The 14,760-nt window shown below is 48.2% G+C and carries 18 protein-coding genes; 10 read left to right on the top strand and 8 right to left on the bottom strand.

The annotated features are described in order from the left end of the window. Window positions 1-7: 7 nt before the first annotated feature. Window positions 8-607: an undecaprenyl-diphosphatase gene (locus NSQ24_RS05605; RefSeq protein WP_327970141.1), complete on the top strand. Its 600-nt coding sequence runs from the start codon at window positions 8-10 to the stop codon at window positions 605-607. Window positions 608-776: 169 nt separating this feature from the next. Here NSQ24_RS05605 and NSQ24_RS05600 read toward each other — a convergent pair whose 3' ends face one another. Genes NSQ24_RS05600 through NSQ24_RS05590 form a run of 3 tightly spaced genes read right to left on the bottom strand, consistent with a single transcriptional unit; the run spans window position 777 to window position 2,776 of the window. Beyond that, window positions 777-1,262, bottom strand: coding sequence for a methylated-DNA--[protein]-cysteine S-methyltransferase (locus NSQ24_RS05600; RefSeq protein WP_024985431.1), 486 nt, complete (start codon window positions 1,260-1,262; stop codon window positions 777-779). After that, the gene (locus tag NSQ24_RS05595; RefSeq protein ID WP_039071413.1) at window positions 1,246-2,163 is read right to left on the bottom strand and encodes a DNA-3-methyladenine glycosylase; all 918 of its coding nucleotides are present in this window, start codon (window positions 2,161-2,163) and stop codon (window positions 1,246-1,248) included. Before NSQ24_RS05595 ends, NSQ24_RS05600 begins: the two co-directional genes overlap by 17 nt. Before the next feature lie 52 nt (window positions 2,164-2,215). Then, complete coding sequence (locus tag NSQ24_RS05590; RefSeq protein ID WP_339167398.1) at window positions 2,216-2,776, bottom strand: Ada metal-binding domain-containing protein; 561 nt, start codon at window positions 2,774-2,776, stop codon at window positions 2,216-2,218. 378 nt (window positions 2,777-3,154) lie between these two features. Between NSQ24_RS05590 and NSQ24_RS05585 the strand changes: the two genes are divergently transcribed. From NSQ24_RS05585 to NSQ24_RS05545, 9 genes are all read left to right on the top strand, one after another. Further along, window positions 3,155-3,790 (top strand): TetR family transcriptional regulator, encoded by a 636-nt coding sequence (locus NSQ24_RS05585; RefSeq protein ID WP_339167397.1) that lies wholly within the window; start codon window positions 3,155-3,157, stop codon window positions 3,788-3,790. A 24-nt stretch (window positions 3,791-3,814) separates the two neighbouring features. Next, window positions 3,815-4,372, top strand: a complete 558-nt coding sequence (locus NSQ24_RS05580) for a GNAT family protein (protein WP_003391160.1) — start codon at window positions 3,815-3,817, stop codon at window positions 4,370-4,372. Window positions 4,373-4,582: 210 nt separating this feature from the next. Continuing rightward, window positions 4,583-4,714, top strand: coding sequence for a hypothetical protein (locus NSQ24_RS05575; RefSeq protein ID WP_339167395.1), 132 nt, complete (start codon window positions 4,583-4,585; stop codon window positions 4,712-4,714). A gap of 120 nt (window positions 4,715-4,834) precedes the next feature. Continuing rightward, window positions 4,835-5,383 carry a GNAT family protein gene (locus tag NSQ24_RS05570; RefSeq protein ID WP_031932142.1) on the top strand — a complete coding sequence of 183 codons (549 nt, stop codon included), beginning with the start codon at window positions 4,835-4,837 and terminating at the stop codon, window positions 5,381-5,383. 334 nt (window positions 5,384-5,717) lie between these two features. Further along, on the top strand, window positions 5,718-6,614 hold the full coding sequence (locus tag NSQ24_RS05565; protein ID WP_003391154.1) for a hypothetical protein: 897 nt from the start codon (window positions 5,718-5,720) through the stop codon (window positions 6,612-6,614). 88 nt (window positions 6,615-6,702) lie between these two features. Beyond that, the gene (locus NSQ24_RS05560) at window positions 6,703-7,449 is read left to right on the top strand and encodes an NERD domain-containing protein (RefSeq protein WP_003391152.1); all 747 of its coding nucleotides are present in this window, start codon (window positions 6,703-6,705) and stop codon (window positions 7,447-7,449) included. Window positions 7,450-7,496: 47 nt separating this feature from the next. After that, window positions 7,497-7,742, top strand: a complete 246-nt coding sequence (locus tag NSQ24_RS05555; RefSeq protein WP_339167392.1) for a hypothetical protein — start codon at window positions 7,497-7,499, stop codon at window positions 7,740-7,742. A 34-nt stretch (window positions 7,743-7,776) separates the two neighbouring features. After that, the gene (locus NSQ24_RS05550; protein WP_339167391.1) at window positions 7,777-8,163 is read left to right on the top strand and encodes a restriction endonuclease; all 387 of its coding nucleotides are present in this window, start codon (window positions 7,777-7,779) and stop codon (window positions 8,161-8,163) included. A 110-nt stretch (window positions 8,164-8,273) separates the two neighbouring features. Further along, complete coding sequence (locus tag NSQ24_RS05545; RefSeq protein ID WP_122957809.1) at window positions 8,274-8,678, top strand: acetylxylan esterase; 405 nt, start codon at window positions 8,274-8,276, stop codon at window positions 8,676-8,678. Window positions 8,679-8,851: 173 nt separating this feature from the next. Here the strand turns inward: NSQ24_RS05545 and NSQ24_RS05540 are convergent, their stop codons facing one another. From NSQ24_RS05540 to NSQ24_RS05520, 5 genes are all read right to left on the bottom strand, one after another. Beyond that, complete coding sequence (locus tag NSQ24_RS05540) at window positions 8,852-9,580, bottom strand: hypothetical protein (RefSeq protein ID WP_003391146.1); 729 nt, start codon at window positions 9,578-9,580, stop codon at window positions 8,852-8,854. Window positions 9,581-9,582: 2 nt separating this feature from the next. Further along, window positions 9,583-10,542: a sugar phosphate isomerase/epimerase gene (locus NSQ24_RS05535; protein WP_122957810.1), complete on the bottom strand. Its 960-nt coding sequence runs from the start codon at window positions 10,540-10,542 to the stop codon at window positions 9,583-9,585. 295 nt (window positions 10,543-10,837) lie between these two features. Then, a complete protein-coding gene (gene ltrA, locus NSQ24_RS05530; RefSeq protein WP_024985477.1) occupies window positions 10,838-12,136 on the bottom strand; it encodes a group II intron reverse transcriptase/maturase in 1,299 nt (432 codons plus the stop codon). Between the two features lie 595 nt (window positions 12,137-12,731). Further along, window positions 12,732-13,574 carry a 1,4-dihydroxy-6-naphthoate synthase gene (locus NSQ24_RS05525; RefSeq protein WP_003391143.1) on the bottom strand — a complete coding sequence of 281 codons (843 nt, stop codon included), beginning with the start codon at window positions 13,572-13,574 and terminating at the stop codon, window positions 12,732-12,734. Further along, entirely contained in the window at window positions 13,574-14,278 is a 705-nt protein-coding gene (locus NSQ24_RS05520) for a futalosine hydrolase (RefSeq protein WP_003391141.1), read from the bottom strand. The genes NSQ24_RS05525 and NSQ24_RS05520 overlap by 1 nt, the downstream gene beginning before the upstream one ends. Window positions 14,279-14,760: the final 482 nt, after the last annotated feature.

Genomic DNA, 14,760 nt, shown 5'->3' with positions numbered 1-14,760 from the left:
TCTAGTCATGCCCTTTGCGGAATTACATATCGAAGTGTTTCGATGGATCAATGATTTGGGGAAGCATTACGCCGCGCTGGATCCGATCGCCGTCTTTTTTGCGGAATATATGATGTACGTTTTGGCAGCGGGAATGCTCGTGTATTGGTTCACGAGATCGAATCAAAACCGCATGATGGTTATTCAGGCGGTCGCAGCCTTTGTTTTGGCTGAAATCCTCGGAAAGTTGGCAGGGCAGTTTTACTTCCATAACCAGCCGTTTGCTGTATTGTCGGACGTCCATACGCTGATTGAACACGATATCGACAATTCCTTTCCGAGCGACCATACGATCTTGTTTTTCTCCATTTGCATATCCTTCCTGCTCGTTCGCAAAAAGGAAGGGTGGCTCTGGCTTGCAGTCGCTATCTGCGTGTCCCTCTCCCGGATTATGGTAGGCGTCCACTATCCGATTGACGTCGCAACAGGTGCGCTTTTCGGCTGGCTGGCCGCTCTGGTCAGCTATTGGGCTGTACCGAAGCTCTCTTTTATCAAGCAATTGCTTTCGTTTTATGAAAAAGTGGAAGGCCGCATTCTGCCCGCAAAAAAGAAGTCGACGAACTTTTAGAAGCAGATGGGCATTTATGATTGGGCTCCAAAAGCGGGTTGCGTTATTGCAGTGCATCACATAGCATCGCAGCAGCTACTGGCTGCGATGCGCCATAGCCCGGGAGTGATTGAGGAAGGAATGCGGATCGGGGAAAAAACGGTTACGGGCCCTAATTGAATCGTATGTGTCACTGGTCGGTTCTAAACGTTTTTTCATGCTGAATCAGCCATTCCTTTCTCCATATTCCCCCCGCATATCCGGTCAGCTTTCTGTCCGAGCCAATCACGCGATGGCAGGGCACAACGATGCTGATCGTATTTTTGCTATTGGCATGTCCCACTGCCCGGATCGCCTTCTCATTCCCGATGTCGGCTGCAATGTCTTTATACGCAACCGTTTGGGCATAGGGAATTCTGGTCAAAGCCTCCCACACTGTTTTTTGGAAGCCAGTCCCGTCTAGCGTATAGGGAAACGTAAACTCCCGGCGTTTTCCTTGAAAATACTCCTCCATCTGCCGATAGCAGTCCTTCAACACCTGAGGGGTATCATCGCTGGCTGCATACCGCGGCTCGCCTCCCTCACGAAACATGATGGAAAGCACACTGTCATCCGAACTGATCAGCTCCAGCACACCAATCGGCGAATCGTAATCCAGTTTATACAGCTTGCTCATACAGAGACCTCCACAGATAAAAGGTAGCGTATGCTTGCCACCCTTCCCAATTTGCTCCCAAGTCCATGATTTCATCGACAGTAGGCTTGCGCTGCAACCCGAGCCGGGACTTCAATGCGTTTTGCAGTCCGACGTCCGCTACGGGAAAGGCTGCCGGATCAGCAAAGCATTTCATCATGACATAGTCCGCCGTCCACAACCCCACTCCGCGAATGCCCAGCAGCGTTTTCTGCACATGCTGGCGATCATTCATGTGCCGCAAGCTTTCTTTTGTTACTTGTCCCGTCGCCATCGCTTTCGCGACCTCAATGATGTATTCCGCCTTCCTGGTCGTAAATTGCAGGCTTCGCAGCTCATTGATGTCAATAGCTGCGATCTTGTCAAAGGCAGGATACAACCAAAAGACTGTCCCCTCGTAAACAAGCTTTTCTCCAAACTGCTCAACAAATCGCTTTTTCAACGTGTAGGCAAACGGCAGATTGATCTGCTGACCGATAATCGCCCACGTGAGCGCTTCAAATAAATCGGGGATGCGAATGATCCGCAATCCGTAATAGTTTTGGACAAGCTGATGCAATACCTTGTCCTGACGGGCCATTTCATAAAAGCCGCTCAAATTTTGCTCCAAATCAAACCATTCCCATACGTACGCCGCCACTTTTTCACGCACCTGCTCGGACGGGGTTCCCAAGGGAAAATCAACGCGAATCGTCTGACCCGCACACCCGATTTTCAAGAGAACAAGCTCTTGATCGACTTTCACCAGCTTGTACAAATACCCGTCTTTGATCTGATGCAGAACCTCCAGCTCTGATCTGCCCAAGAAAACGAGGCATTCGCCGAAATGGAACTCCCTGGGCGGAAAGAGTTCAATGGAAGATTCATGACAACTCCAATTCATAATCGTTCCCCCTCGCGAAGACGTTGACTATGCAAAGACATAAAAGTACGTGCTAACTCCCGAGCCTGCGATACTCGCTCGGAGAACACTGTTTGACATGGCGAAATGCCTTGTAGAAGTTGGACGGACTTTGAAAACCGACTTCGTAGCAAACTTCGAGGTTCGTAAGCCTTGTGTTGGCAAGGAGGTGTGCCGCTTTATCTACTCTGATTTTCTCCAAGTAGCTGCGGGGAGTTTCCGCCGTGACCTGTTTAAACAGTCTTTCCAAATAGTGCGGACTGACGCCGACGTGCCTGGCTATATCCTGCAAAATAAGCTTTTGCTTATAATGCTCCACTAAAAACGCCTTCACCGCGGTTACCAACTCGATCTGCGGAGAATGCTCGACATCGGGCTGGCATCTTTTGCACGAGCGAAAGCCTGCCTTTTCTACAGCATCGATGTTTTGGTAGAAGACGACGTTTTCTTTTTTCGGCTTTTTCGACCGACAGGACGGACGGCAATATATTTTCGTCGTTTTGACTGCGTTATAAAATAACCCGTCATATGAGCGATCACAGGCCAAAATAATTTCCCACTTCTCGTCAAATGTGAGATTCATATGATTCGTCATCGTTCAACTCCTGCCTTTTTGGGAAGTTTCATGCGACGTGGCACCCCGGCCTTCTTGGGAAGTTTCATGTAACGCGGCACCCCGGCCTTCTTGAGAAGTCTCATGCAAACGTCGCACCTCGGCCTTCGCTCTTAATCAAAACCTCTCAAGGATGCAGCAGATATGAACAACTTTACCAAGGAAGATCATCACATTCATCCTTTTTCTTGCTCTTATGATCGAGCTTTCCTAGGGATTCCCGTTGCAGAAAGAGCTTGCGCTTGAAAAACGACATCAGTGTCGTTTATAATCACAAAAACGACACTAGTGTATATTTTGTTTGCACAAGCGTTTTTTCCCTTTTTACAAACATGATCCCCTACGAAAGGAGGAGTGCTTATGGCTCCAAGAGTAAGCGAGGACTATAAAAATCGAAAAAGACTGGAACTGCTCCGTGCCGCCAAGCAAGTCTTCATGAAAAAGGGCTACACCCGGACAACGATGCAAGACATCATGGATGAAGCCGGAGTTTCGCGAGGGGCCTTGTACGCCTACTTCGACAACATCGAGCATGTCTACCGCGAGCTGCTGCGGCACGAGGATGAACAAGAACTGCACTTCTTCGATCCGGACGATACGTCCACAGCCTGGCAGCAACTGACCAGCTGGATACAAAAACAGCAAAAAGAGATCGAAGCCATCGAACGCTCACTGCTGCTGGCCAATTCGGAGTTTTTTCTATCCACCCACAGCCAACCGGAAAATGAAAGCCGCCGCTATTTGACGGCCCGCTACCAGCGTATGGCCGAAGCGATCGTCGATTTCGTCCAAAAGGGGACCGCCAGGATGGAGCTTCAGCCCCGCCTGCCTGCCGAATCGATTGCTCTGTATTTGATCTCGTTCATCGATGGCTTGATGCTGGACACTTTTCAGTTGGGCCCGGAAAAGACGCGGGTGAGCGCTCAAATCGATGTGCTTTTGTTTTCGCTGAAGGAAATGCTTTGCCCGGTCGAAGAAACAGCAAGCCCTTCATAAAACAGAGGAAAGGAAGAAAGCCTGATGCTATTTGAATCCGCAAGAGTTCGCCTGCGAAAAATGACCCCCGATGATGCAGCCGTCTATCATACATGGAGAAACGACCTTGCTGTCATGCAATCAACCAGTCCGACTCTCGATCTGTTTACATTCGAGGAGACAGCCTCGTTTGTAAACCAGGTGATCTTGGGGTCGCCTTCCGGAAAGAGCTATATCATCGTCGACAAGGAATCGGGAAAACCGGTCGGGATTACGTCGCTGATCAACCTGGATTACAAAAACCGCAACGCGGAATGCATCATCGATATTGGAGAAAAGGAATGTTGGGGCAAAGGCTATGGAAGGGAAGCCTTGCAGCTCCTCCTCGACTACGCCTTTTTGGAATTGAATTTGCACCGGGTATCCTTGCGTGTTTTTTCCTTTAACGAAAAAGCGATCAGACTGTACGAAAGGCTTGGTTTCAAGGACGAGGGCCGCTCACGTCAGAGTCTCTATCGAGATGGTCGCTGGCATGACATTTGCCATATGGGGATTCTTCAGGAGGAATATGTGACGAGCAAGCGATCCGTCCCGGGCAGTTGAAGGCTCCCTCTTTGTGCGTTCGGTATCGTAAGCTCGACTGTCAAGCTACAGTCATTTTCTGCTTGACAAGACACTCTCTGCTGCAGCCTCATTTTATTGAGCAAGACGTTACTGACTACGGCCGCCCTTTTATGAAAGCAGCATCATTTGCGCCGAGAAGCTTTACCTGTTATCATACAATTTAGAAAACGCGAAAGGAGAGTGCCGCTGATGAAAAAAAGATCGCTTCTGTCGTTGTCCAAAGGCATCGGGTACTCGACTGCCGTTTTCTTTTCTGCAGCTAACCAAGGGAGAAGTCTGTCCAAAATTGGATATACATGCGACTCGTCATCCTTTGATTAGCATTTTCTCAAAAGAAAACGCCACGGGTCGCTTCCCTGTGGTTTTCATCGTTTTGCTGTCCGGCATCACAGGGAGTACCTGTGGTGTTTTTTATTTCTTTGAAAAAGGGAGGCCGACCAAATGAAACGAAAAGGCAATCTGATTTTTGTACGACCGTTTGAAGCCGAAGATGCAGAAGCTCTGCTCGACCTGGAACTGCGGAATCGGGACTTTTTTCAAACCTACACAGCTCTGCGCGAACCGGAGTTTTACACGTTGGCAGGACAGCTTGACCGGATAAACAAAAACAATGAAAGGATGGCTCTCGATCAGTATTACTCCTTTGGCATTTTTTTGCTAAAATCAGGAGAATTGATCGGAAGCGTATTTCTGTCAGAGGTTGTACGCGGCCCTTTGCAAAGCTGCTGGATCGGCTATTATCTCGACCAGCAGTACAATGGGAAAGGGTATACGACAGAGGCCGTCCGTCTCGTAGTATCGTATGCTTTCGACGAGCTGAAGCTGCACCGGATTGAGGCCGGCGTCATGCCGCACAACCTCAGATCGATGAAGGTTTTGGAAAAGGCAGGATTCCACAAGGAGGGCATCGCCAAGGAAAACGTGAAGATAAACGGCAAATGGGAGGATCATCAGATCCTTGCGATTGTGAATAAGGATGACAGCAACTGAAGAAGCGCATAGCCGCTAATAGAAAGACAAGAGACATTACCGTGATTGCCTTCCAAAGCAACCCATACAAATAGCAGGACGTGAACCCTTGGTCGATACTAATGACCACCGGGCCGCGTCCCTTTTCTTTTTATACCATCAGTCCTAAGTAAGTAGAACCAATGAAAGGTACTAGGTTACGAAATTTTATGGTTAAAAAAACCACTTCTTTACAGTTATTTTGCCAAATAATGAAGGTTTTAGTATTATTTTGACGAACCATGTAATTTGAACTAGTTTTTTTATGAACAATAATTCCCTCTGCACTACAGGGATGTATTTCAGGAGGAAGGAAATGGGTAATACGAAGTACATTTCAACAACCGCTCTTTCAAAATTAATAAACATTCCCACCAGTGAGCTTTTTTCTCTATTAATGAAAATGGGCTGGATTGAAAGAAAAAATGATACTTGGTGTTTGACGGAAAAAGGAAAAATGAAAGATGGACAATTGAGATCGGACTCTATACGAGGAACCTGGATTGTATGGCCAGAAAACATTCATGAAGACAAGGATTTTCTAGAGTCATTTCATAAACCGGAGACAAAATTTATAAACGCCACTGCATTGAGTCAAATTTTTAACATCTCCAAGTTTCGTATTAATCCGATTCTGTCGGAACTAGGATGGGTAGAAAGAGACAGGAAAGGATGGATATTAACGAATTTAGGCAAAAGCATTGGCGGAAAGCAGTTGGAGTACGAAAAAACCGGAATCCCCTATGTAACCTGGCCGGAGAGCATCCTAAAAAACAAGCGTCTTGTTGAAACCTTTCAGCAATTGATTGGTGAACCTATGGAAGAAAAAGACGAGGTGCAGGAACAAAACGATGTAAGTTTTCGGGAAAAATTTGAAGCGAAGCATCGAACCGCTGATGGCCATTTTGTGCGTTCGAAAGCGGAGATGATCATCGATAATTGGTTGTATATGTCGGAAATCGTCCATGCCTACGAACGAAAATTGCCGATCGAAGAGGATGTGTATTGTGATTTCTACCTCCCCATAGGAAAGGTTTATATCGAATATTGGGGGATGGAAAATGACCCAAAATACCTCGACAGAAAAAAAGCAAAGTTGGACATCTATCAAAAATATGGGTTTCATCTTATCGAACTGACGGATGCAGATATTCAAAATCTAGATGACGTTTTTCCAAAAAAATTACTGAAATTTGGTATACAAGCTTATTAATTTCCCGGGATAACAAACGTTGCTCCCATTGAAGCCTTGATTTTTTAGCAGCTTTCCATTGACGCAATGAAAGTTTGGAGGCACAAACATGGCGTTTACTTATACGCTTCTGATAATTCTGCTGATCATCGCCTTTATTTTGAAGCATCCGTCGGTAAAAGGATTTGTCGGAGAAAAAACTGTGCAACTTCTCCTAAAAAAACTCGATCCAAATGAATATTATCTCGTTAATGATCTACTCATTCCTGGTACAAAAGGAAAAACAACACAAATCGACCACGTTGTCATTTCAGCTTACGGTATTTTTGTGATTGAAACAAAAAACTATAAAGGTTGGATCACCGGTACGGAGAATTCCCAATATTGGACACAAACCATTTATAAAAAGAAAGCACGACTATTCAATCCAATCTGGCAAAACAAAGGACATGTGGAAGCACTTAAAGCTCTCTTATCGGAGTTTGAAAACATCCGTTACATCCCCATCGTAGTATTTAGCGGCAGAGCTACTCTGAAAGTGAGTGTTTCTTCAACAGTCATTTATACTAGTCAACTCGTTAAAAATATCCTTTCGTACAAAGATCCCGTCCTTTCGAAAGCAGATCGAGAAGCCATTGTTCGGAAGCTCGCCGTATATAATTTGCAGGATAAGGATGCGAGAACAAAACACGCCAAAACATTGCAAAAAGAAAATGAAATCCGTAATCAACGTATAAAAAATAATCTGTGTCCCTCTTGTGGCGGAGAATTAGTTGAACGGAATGGAAAATACGGAAAATTTATTGGATGTTCAAACTATCCAAGTTGCAAATTCACCCTCAAAAATCGTGCCTGACGACAGATGATTAACTTGTTCAGTAGCACCGGAAAGGCTGACATCTTATGGCGAAATGGTCAAAAAAAGAATTAACGAATATTGAAAACCTGATACGGGGGATACTCGTTATTTCCTCGGCATCAATTTGCTTTGCCTATAATCTTGGCTACCTATTTTTCTTCGGTTCTATTGGCGTTAGTCTCGTCTTGTCTGTAATCATTGGAAGTTGGTTAGCTAGGGTAAACAATCAAGGAAAAGCAAAAAAAGAATGGGGCAAAGAAAGAACTAACCAAGAGAAATCACAAAACTGAAAAACAATCTCGTAAGCCACTTTCGGATCAAGAGTTGTTAACCGCAGATATTGATTCCCTTTCCGGACCGGACTTTGAAAGATTAATGGAAGCTTATTACCGAGACAAGGGGTATCAAGTAGAAAGGGTTGGAGGTTCAGGGGATAACGAGGTTGATTTGATTCTCCAAGATAAGAAAGGCTACAAGATCGCCGTACAGTGCAAACGCTGGAAAAAGAACGTAGGAAATGACATAGTGCTGCGATTAAAGGCTGGCAAGCAGGTGTACGGTTGCTATGACGCTTGGATTGTCACAACAAGCCATTTTACCAAGACAGCAATAGAAATCGCAGGTCCCCTAAATATTACATTAATTAATGGGGCTCAAGTCCATGATATGATTCGACGTTGGAGAAAGGAAAAAGCAAAAAATATGAGCTGACGTTCGTCACCCTTTCCTTATTGTGGAAAGGGCTTTTTTTTCACTTATACTAAGAACGTACATTCCCACCAAGCTGCTCTACTCATCGCAGATCACAGGAGGAACTTTTCATGCAGCCATATGATTTGCCATTGGACCAATTGCAGACATACCGTCCGGCGCTTACGCGAAAAGACGATTTTGCAGACTTTTGGGAAGCCACCAAAGCGCTTCTGGATCAGGAACCGCTCACCTATGAACTTGCGCCGCTGACACATCCCGCAGACGGTGTTCGCTTGTATCAGCTCAGCTACCGTGGATTTGGAGGTGCAAGGATTCAGGGGTATTTCGCCGTTCCGGACAAGCCGGGCGCACATCCGGGGCTGATTCTCTATCACGGCTATGACTGGTGCTTCGACGGCGGCATCCATGACGTGGTCAATTGGGCGTTGCACGGCTATGCTGCGTTCGGCATGCTCGTCAGGGGGCAGCACAGCAGCGAAGACAACAGCTGGCATTTTTGCGTGATCATTTGAAAAAGTAACGTTTGTCTGCACGGGCCATTTTCACAATCCAGCCAAGCGGCAGGAGGTATTGGCTTTCCATGCAAAACGAGCAGATCGAGAATCCCAGCGTGTTCGCGGCTGTCCCGCAATAGAAGAGGCGAAAACCTGCTAATGAATACTCCAGGTTTCCGCCTCTTTATCCTTTATCCTTCCTCGTCCGCAACCAATTCCTTGGCAAGCGCCACCATCTGCTTCTGCACATTTTCGTCAAACTGATTCCCGTTCACCAAATAACCGATTTGATACATGACCCCGTTGTGGTAGAAATCGATTTCATTTGCCATGGTTTTCACCATTTGGACAGAGCGCTTCTGCTCATCCCAGTCATAGTAGGAGTACACGTAGCCGCCTCCTGTTTGCAGGATGTGATGGTACAGGCGTATATTGTCGTCGCCAATGGTCTCCACTTCAATCCTGTTTCCCATATCATCCGTCCCTGACTTGCGCCCGACGAACCCCACAAAAGGATCGGAAGCTGTTTCCGTCATGCGGACGATAACGAACTCGTTGCCATATCTGCCGTATTCGTCCTTGTCTTTTAAATAGGAGAACTGCACCTGATGCAAATGTCCGCTTTCTTGTCCACTTTGAAAGCTGACGAGATAAGCGTTTTGTTTTCCCACCGGAAAAGGAAGCTTGCCCGGGTCGATGAGCTTTGCATTTTGCTTCAGCTTTTCAGGCAGATACGGAAACACCTGATTGAATTCAACCGGCCGGTAGTACATTGCCTCCGTGTCGCCTCCGTATACATGGTAATGCTCGCTTTGCGCCAGATTGCCCTTTCCCGCTTTGGGCAGCGAGCTGTCCGATTCACACCCGGTAAGGCCAACTGCTAGATACATGCACAGGAATAGCCAAAAAATTTTCTTCACGTCTACTGCTCCCTTTCCTCCCGCTCTTGCAGCGTTTCCACTACCGCTCCCTTGCCCGCGGATTTGTCGATGATGCCTGCGACCCATGCATAGCAGCTTTCCAACTGTTCATCATCGATCAGGTCAGAGCGGTGCTCGAACATGATTCGCACGCTGTCGTTCTCTGCGGCGATGATGTTCAAATACTCTTCGATGGGAGCCCATCCGTCCGCAGGATTCTGATCAGGGAGCACGGGGTAATGATAGTGCTGTAAATCCCCTTCTTCATTCACCCGAAGCGTCCATAGATGGATCGTCGCTGCATATTTGGCGTACTTTTTGATGACCTCTTTGGCCCGGAAATGCGGATCCAGCTTTTCCTGAAAAAAGAGCCGTCCCGTATCCAGGCATAGCTTGATGGCCGGATAGCGCACGAGCAAGCTTTCCAAAAAATCGGCCTCGTACACATACCGATTGAGCGCGTCGAACTCAAGCACCGGAACGAAGCCGTACTGTACGCTTTTCTCCGTGAGCCACTGAAACAGCTCCTCGCTTTTCGCCGCTGTCTCTTCAAAGCTGCAGGCACTTTCATACATGTATTCCGCCGAATCGTAAAATCGCCATTTTTCCCAATCTACCCTGTCGTCCAAGATAACCGGTTTGGGGTAATGAAACAGCACATATTCTGGCTGGACCGAAGCGGATAAATACGCCAGCTCGTTCTCGATATAGGCGTACGCGTTGGCTCGAATTTCATCATCAGAAGACAGGAAAAGCGCGTCTCTCAGCGGGGAGAAGCCGGAGCGAAACGGAAAGTGCACCCCGATCCGAAAGCCCCTGCGCTTTGACTCCCCGACCAGTTTGGCGATATCCTCCGGTGCGGAAAACAGACACGCTTCGATTCCGTAAAAGCCGTCCCGGAAATCACGCTTGTATTTTTTCTCGTCAAAACCTGCGTATTGGCCAATCAAAAAACGGTTCATCACGGTCACCTCATCGCGAGAGATAAGCAGCCTTCCCCTTCATCCCTCTTCTGTGCACACGTATGGATCGAACGGCTTGCCTATCACTTTGGGTGTTGATCACACTACCGTTATTCATCCCTCTCCCGTATTCGACAAGTTCCGACCTTTCCCTTTTTTGTAGAGTAGAGAACTGAAACTTTCGGGCGACCGTATGGTCGCCTTGCTCATTTCAGCTCCCCCTCATCAAACCGTACGTGAGGTTTTCCCTCATACGGCTTTCCGATGTTCTTCTTTCTTTGGCATTCGGCTTACTTTATCCGGCTAATTTCAATAAACTACCCTGCGTGTTTTGTATGACCTTCAGCTTTCCGGCATGTTTATTCCGCTTGCTTCTTTTCTTGTTGCAGAAGATTGTAAGGCGTTCAATCACATACCAGTCTATCCGTCTTGCCCATCGTTTGGCGATGGGCGAGATGAAGTAGTAGTTCTTGAACCCCCTTAGCTTGCGATTTAGCCCTTTCACTAGCTCTTCTAGAGACAGAAACAGTTTGTTCCTTGGTGCAGTGTATTCCTTAATTTTACGTCTCATTTCCTTCATTGCTTTCTTAGCTGGTACATGAGACATAGCAAATACCTTGCTCCCCCCTTTGTTGAACACGGGGAATTTGCGATGGTGCAGCCCAAGAAAGTCAAACCCAGTGGAATTGTCCCAAATATTAACGAGTCTAGATTTCTCTTTACTGAGACTAAGCTCCAGCTTGTTTAGAATAGCCATCAGCACTTGAATGCTTTCCAATGCTTCTTGTTTGGTTCTGCACATGATAACGAAGTCATCCGCATAGCGGATAAGTGTGCCAAGATGGGAGAATTGATTTTCCCAAATGGTGTCCATGTAGTTTAGATAGATGTTTGAAAGAAGAGGCGAGATTACCCCTCCTTGCGGAGTTCCCAGTTCTGTTTCATGGAATTGATCATTTTCCATGACCCCAGCCTGCAGCCATTGTCGGATAAGTTTCAGAACACGTCTGTCGCTGATTCTCATTTCGACCAGTTTCATCAACTTCTCATGGTTGATGTTGTCGAAATACCCTTTAATGTCAACATCTACGACCCAATAACACCTCTTGCTTGCTTTGCGTATCTGTGCAATTGCCTGGTGAGCATTTCTTCCTGGCCGAAAGCCATAAGAACAGTCCCGAAAATCAGCTTCAAAGATCGGTTCAATGACTAGCTTAGTAGCCATTTGGACCACCCGATCCTTGATCGTCGGGATGCCGAGTGGACGTTTCTTGCCATCCGGTTTAGGGATGTAAGTTCGACGAACCGGATGTGGACGATACCGCTTTTCTTTTAAATCTAGATAGATCTCGTTAAGAAAACGGCTCTCCCCATACTCCTCCACAATCTGTGCGATGGATTGTCCGTCGATTCCTCCGCTCCCTTTATTTGCTTTTACTCTCCTCCAAGCTGTCGCTAGAATATCCGGGCGGTAGATTTTGTCATACAAGGCATGAAATCGCCGTTTTGAGTTTGCCTTGGCACAAAGATATAGGGTTGTCCAAAGTTGTCGAGCTTTTACATCGGTGTAGTTAGCAAGTTTACTTGCATTCACTCACTCTTACCTCCTTCGACCCGTGAACAAAGCAGGGCTCCTTCCCTCCATAAGGTTGTGTTGTCCTTATGTTCATCGGTACTATGAACCCCTCCGACTCCCTCTCTGCCATCCACCACTTCCCTTACGGTTATAGGTTTCCGTTTTACGCTCCTGACGGGGCGTGCAGAGTAGGGTCTCCCCAGTTCCGTTAACTACTTTCTCAACATACCGCTCCCCATACCCCGAGGGATTCATAGGTGCTGTATTCCAAGTTCTCCACACCGTCCTTGGCCTTCGCCCATATGAAACAAGCTCGGCTTCCCTTTGTCCACCTCTCGGTGGTCTTTCTTAACGAGGCTGCAGGATTCACTTTATGTTACGGCCTGCTGATTTGCTCGCACTCTTTCGAGTTACTTTGTCACAGGGCTTCAACCTTAGGATTTCTCCACCAGTTGCCTGTCAGCTACGAGGTGACTTGGCTCCTGCCTCGGTTGGACTTTCACCAACTAGCAATTAACGGCTTGCTGGGCACGCTCCATAAAAGAAAGCCCCTGCACTTGTTCGTTTGAACAAATGACAGAGGCTTCAGCCTTCCTTGTTGCATCAATCGCTTTTATACTCGCAGCGCCGCCAGATCGAACTTCGGTACGAGTCCTTCCTCGGCAGCGCGGCCCAACAGCGCCGTCACCGCGGCATAGCCGTCTTCTCCCAAATTTGCCGTGAAGCTGTTCACATACAGATTGATGTGAGCTTTGGCTACCTCAGGGTCCATTTCTTGTGCGTGGCTCATCACGTAGTCTTGAGATGCCTCGGGATGCGCCCAGGCGTACTCGACAGACGCCCGCGTCCACTCCGCCAGCTTGTCCAGGTCGAGCGAACGGCGGGCAATGATCGCACCGAGCGGAATCGGCAGGCCGGTGTCCGACTCCCACCAGCTTCCCATATCAGCGAGCATTGTCAGCCCATACGTCTGATACGTAAAGCGGGCCTCGTGAATCACCAGTCCCGCATCGATCAATCCATCGCGGACGGCGGGCATGATTTCGTGAAACGGCATGACCACGATTTCGCCCACGCCTCCGGGTACATTCTGGGCTGCCCACAAGCGGAACAGCAGATACGCCGTGGAGCGTTCGCTAGGGACAGCCACGCGTTTGCCCGACAGCACGGACGGATCGTTCGTTCCAGCGAGACTGCCTTTCGTCAAAACAAGCGGGCCACAGCCCCGGCCAAGCGCCCCGCCGCATGGCAGAAGAGCATAGTCATCGAGCAGCCACGGAAGAGCCGCATAGGAAACCTTCAGCACTTCCGGCCCCTGTCCGCTTGCCGCAAGTCCGTTGGTAATGTCAATGTCTGCATACATCACATCCAGCTTTGGAGCGCCGGGAACCAGTCCGTGCACCCAGGCGTGAAAAACAAATGTGTCATTAGGGCAAGGAGAAAACGCAATCTTCATCATAGTACCTCCCGAATTACTTTGCATGCGGCTTCGAGCGCCTCAAAGGCCTCTTTCATACGCCATGCCGCCTTGTTTCGCGGACCGACCGCATTGGAGATTGAACGGATTTCCAGGACAGGCAGGCCGCTGTCCTTTGCAGCTATTGCGACGCCGTATCCCTCCATCGCTTCGGCGGCTGCTTCCGGGACTCTGGCCTTCAGCTCAGAGGCGGTAGCCGCTGTCCCCGTTACCGTCGACAACGTCAAGATCGGACCGTGACAGACGGGAAGTCCCGCTGCCCGCAAGGCCTCGGTCAGGCGGGATGCGAGCTTATCTTCGACCTGCACGCGGGCGGAGCCGAAGCCGAGCTCGTCCACGCTGCAAAAGCCATCCGGCGTCTCGGCTCCGAGATCGGCCGCGATAATCTCGGCAGCCACGACCAGAGAGCCTACCTCCGCCTGGCCGACAAATCCGCCGGCGATTCCTGCGCAGATGACCAGGCTGTAACCGGACTCTGCTGTTGCCAGTCTTCTGGCCGTCCTGGCAGCAGCCGCTACGGAACCGACGCCCCCTACCAGGACGTCAAACCGGCTGTCGCCGCCCAGTCCGCGCAAGACCGCTTCTTTTTCAGGCTGAACAGAGACAACCACGAGAATTCTCCCCGCTCCTGCCTCTCGATCGGGTGATGCCCAAGAGTTTTCCGTGTTCTTATCAACATTCATCTGTGTAGCTCCTTCGGGTTGATCCACAGGATCGATAATCGTTCGATATAAAACTCCCATCCTTTACGTTATCTTTATCTCCCTCTTGTGTAAAGGGATCGAGTGCATGGAAATAAGGCCTATTCCTGCCACTGTCTTCTGATGCGAATCCGGGCTTCCGCCGATATGGAAAAAATGGAAGCAGCCTTGCAATTCCATCCGCTTCCAGCTATACTATGAATAACTTTACTGAAATTAAGGGGATGTCTTGATGTCCGCGTTGGTTCTTAACTAATCAAATTTGATAGGGTGTTTTCCTGCTTTCCTTGCAAAAAACCCACATTTTTCGTGGTCTATTTGTGCTGGGAACATGAGGGGATACCCAATTAGTTAAGAACCGGCCATCCCATTCAATATCTTTGTTGACTGCAGACGACCGTGCTCTTATGCGCGGTTTTGTTTGTTTACACGCATGTCCCGGAGGAGCGTTTATTTGTCGTACC

Origin of the sequence: Brevibacillus sp. FSL L8-0520, assembly GCF_037963895.1 — a bacterium.
GTDB classification, from domain to species: Bacteria; Bacillota; Bacilli; order Brevibacillales; family Brevibacillaceae; genus Brevibacillus; species Brevibacillus borstelensis.
The sequence above is the reverse complement of the archived record's forward strand: the minus strand, read 5'-3'. Positions and strand labels throughout refer to the sequence as shown.

Coding starts and splice junctions, on each gene's coding strand:
- NSQ24_RS05575 (WP_339167395.1), top strand. CDS start 4,583: ATGAAAAAAAGATCGCTTCTGTCGTTGTCCAAAGGCATCGGGTACTCG.
- NSQ24_RS05590 (WP_339167398.1), bottom strand. CDS start 2,776: ATGACGAATCATATGAATCTCACATTTGACGAGAAGTGGGAAATTATT.
- NSQ24_RS05565 (WP_003391154.1), top strand. CDS start 5,718: ATGGGTAATACGAAGTACATTTCAACAACCGCTCTTTCAAAATTAATA.
- NSQ24_RS05605 (WP_327970141.1), top strand. CDS start 8: ATGCCCTTTGCGGAATTACATATCGAAGTGTTTCGATGGATCAATGAT.
- NSQ24_RS05580 (WP_003391160.1), top strand. CDS start 3,815: ATGCTATTTGAATCCGCAAGAGTTCGCCTGCGAAAAATGACCCCCGAT.
- NSQ24_RS05560 (WP_003391152.1), top strand. CDS start 6,703: ATGGCGTTTACTTATACGCTTCTGATAATTCTGCTGATCATCGCCTTT.
- NSQ24_RS05600 (WP_024985431.1), bottom strand. CDS start 1,262: ATGAGCAAGCTGTATAAACTGGATTACGATTCGCCGATTGGTGTGCTG.
- NSQ24_RS05555 (WP_339167392.1), top strand. CDS start 7,497: ATGGCGAAATGGTCAAAAAAAGAATTAACGAATATTGAAAACCTGATA.
- NSQ24_RS05535 (WP_122957810.1), bottom strand. CDS start 10,542: ATGAACCGTTTTTTGATTGGCCAATACGCAGGTTTTGACGAGAAAAAA.
- NSQ24_RS05595 (WP_039071413.1), bottom strand. CDS start 2,163: ATGAATTGGAGTTGTCATGAATCTTCCATTGAACTCTTTCCGCCCAGG.
- NSQ24_RS05585 (WP_339167397.1), top strand. CDS start 3,155: ATGGCTCCAAGAGTAAGCGAGGACTATAAAAATCGAAAAAGACTGGAA.
- NSQ24_RS05520 (WP_003391141.1), bottom strand. CDS start 14,278: ATGAATGTTGATAAGAACACGGAAAACTCTTGGGCATCACCCGATCGA.
- NSQ24_RS05570 (WP_031932142.1), top strand. CDS start 4,835: ATGAAACGAAAAGGCAATCTGATTTTTGTACGACCGTTTGAAGCCGAA.
- NSQ24_RS05545 (WP_122957809.1), top strand. CDS start 8,274: ATGCAGCCATATGATTTGCCATTGGACCAATTGCAGACATACCGTCCG.
- NSQ24_RS05525 (WP_003391143.1), bottom strand. CDS start 13,574: ATGAAGATTGCGTTTTCTCCTTGCCCTAATGACACATTTGTTTTTCAC.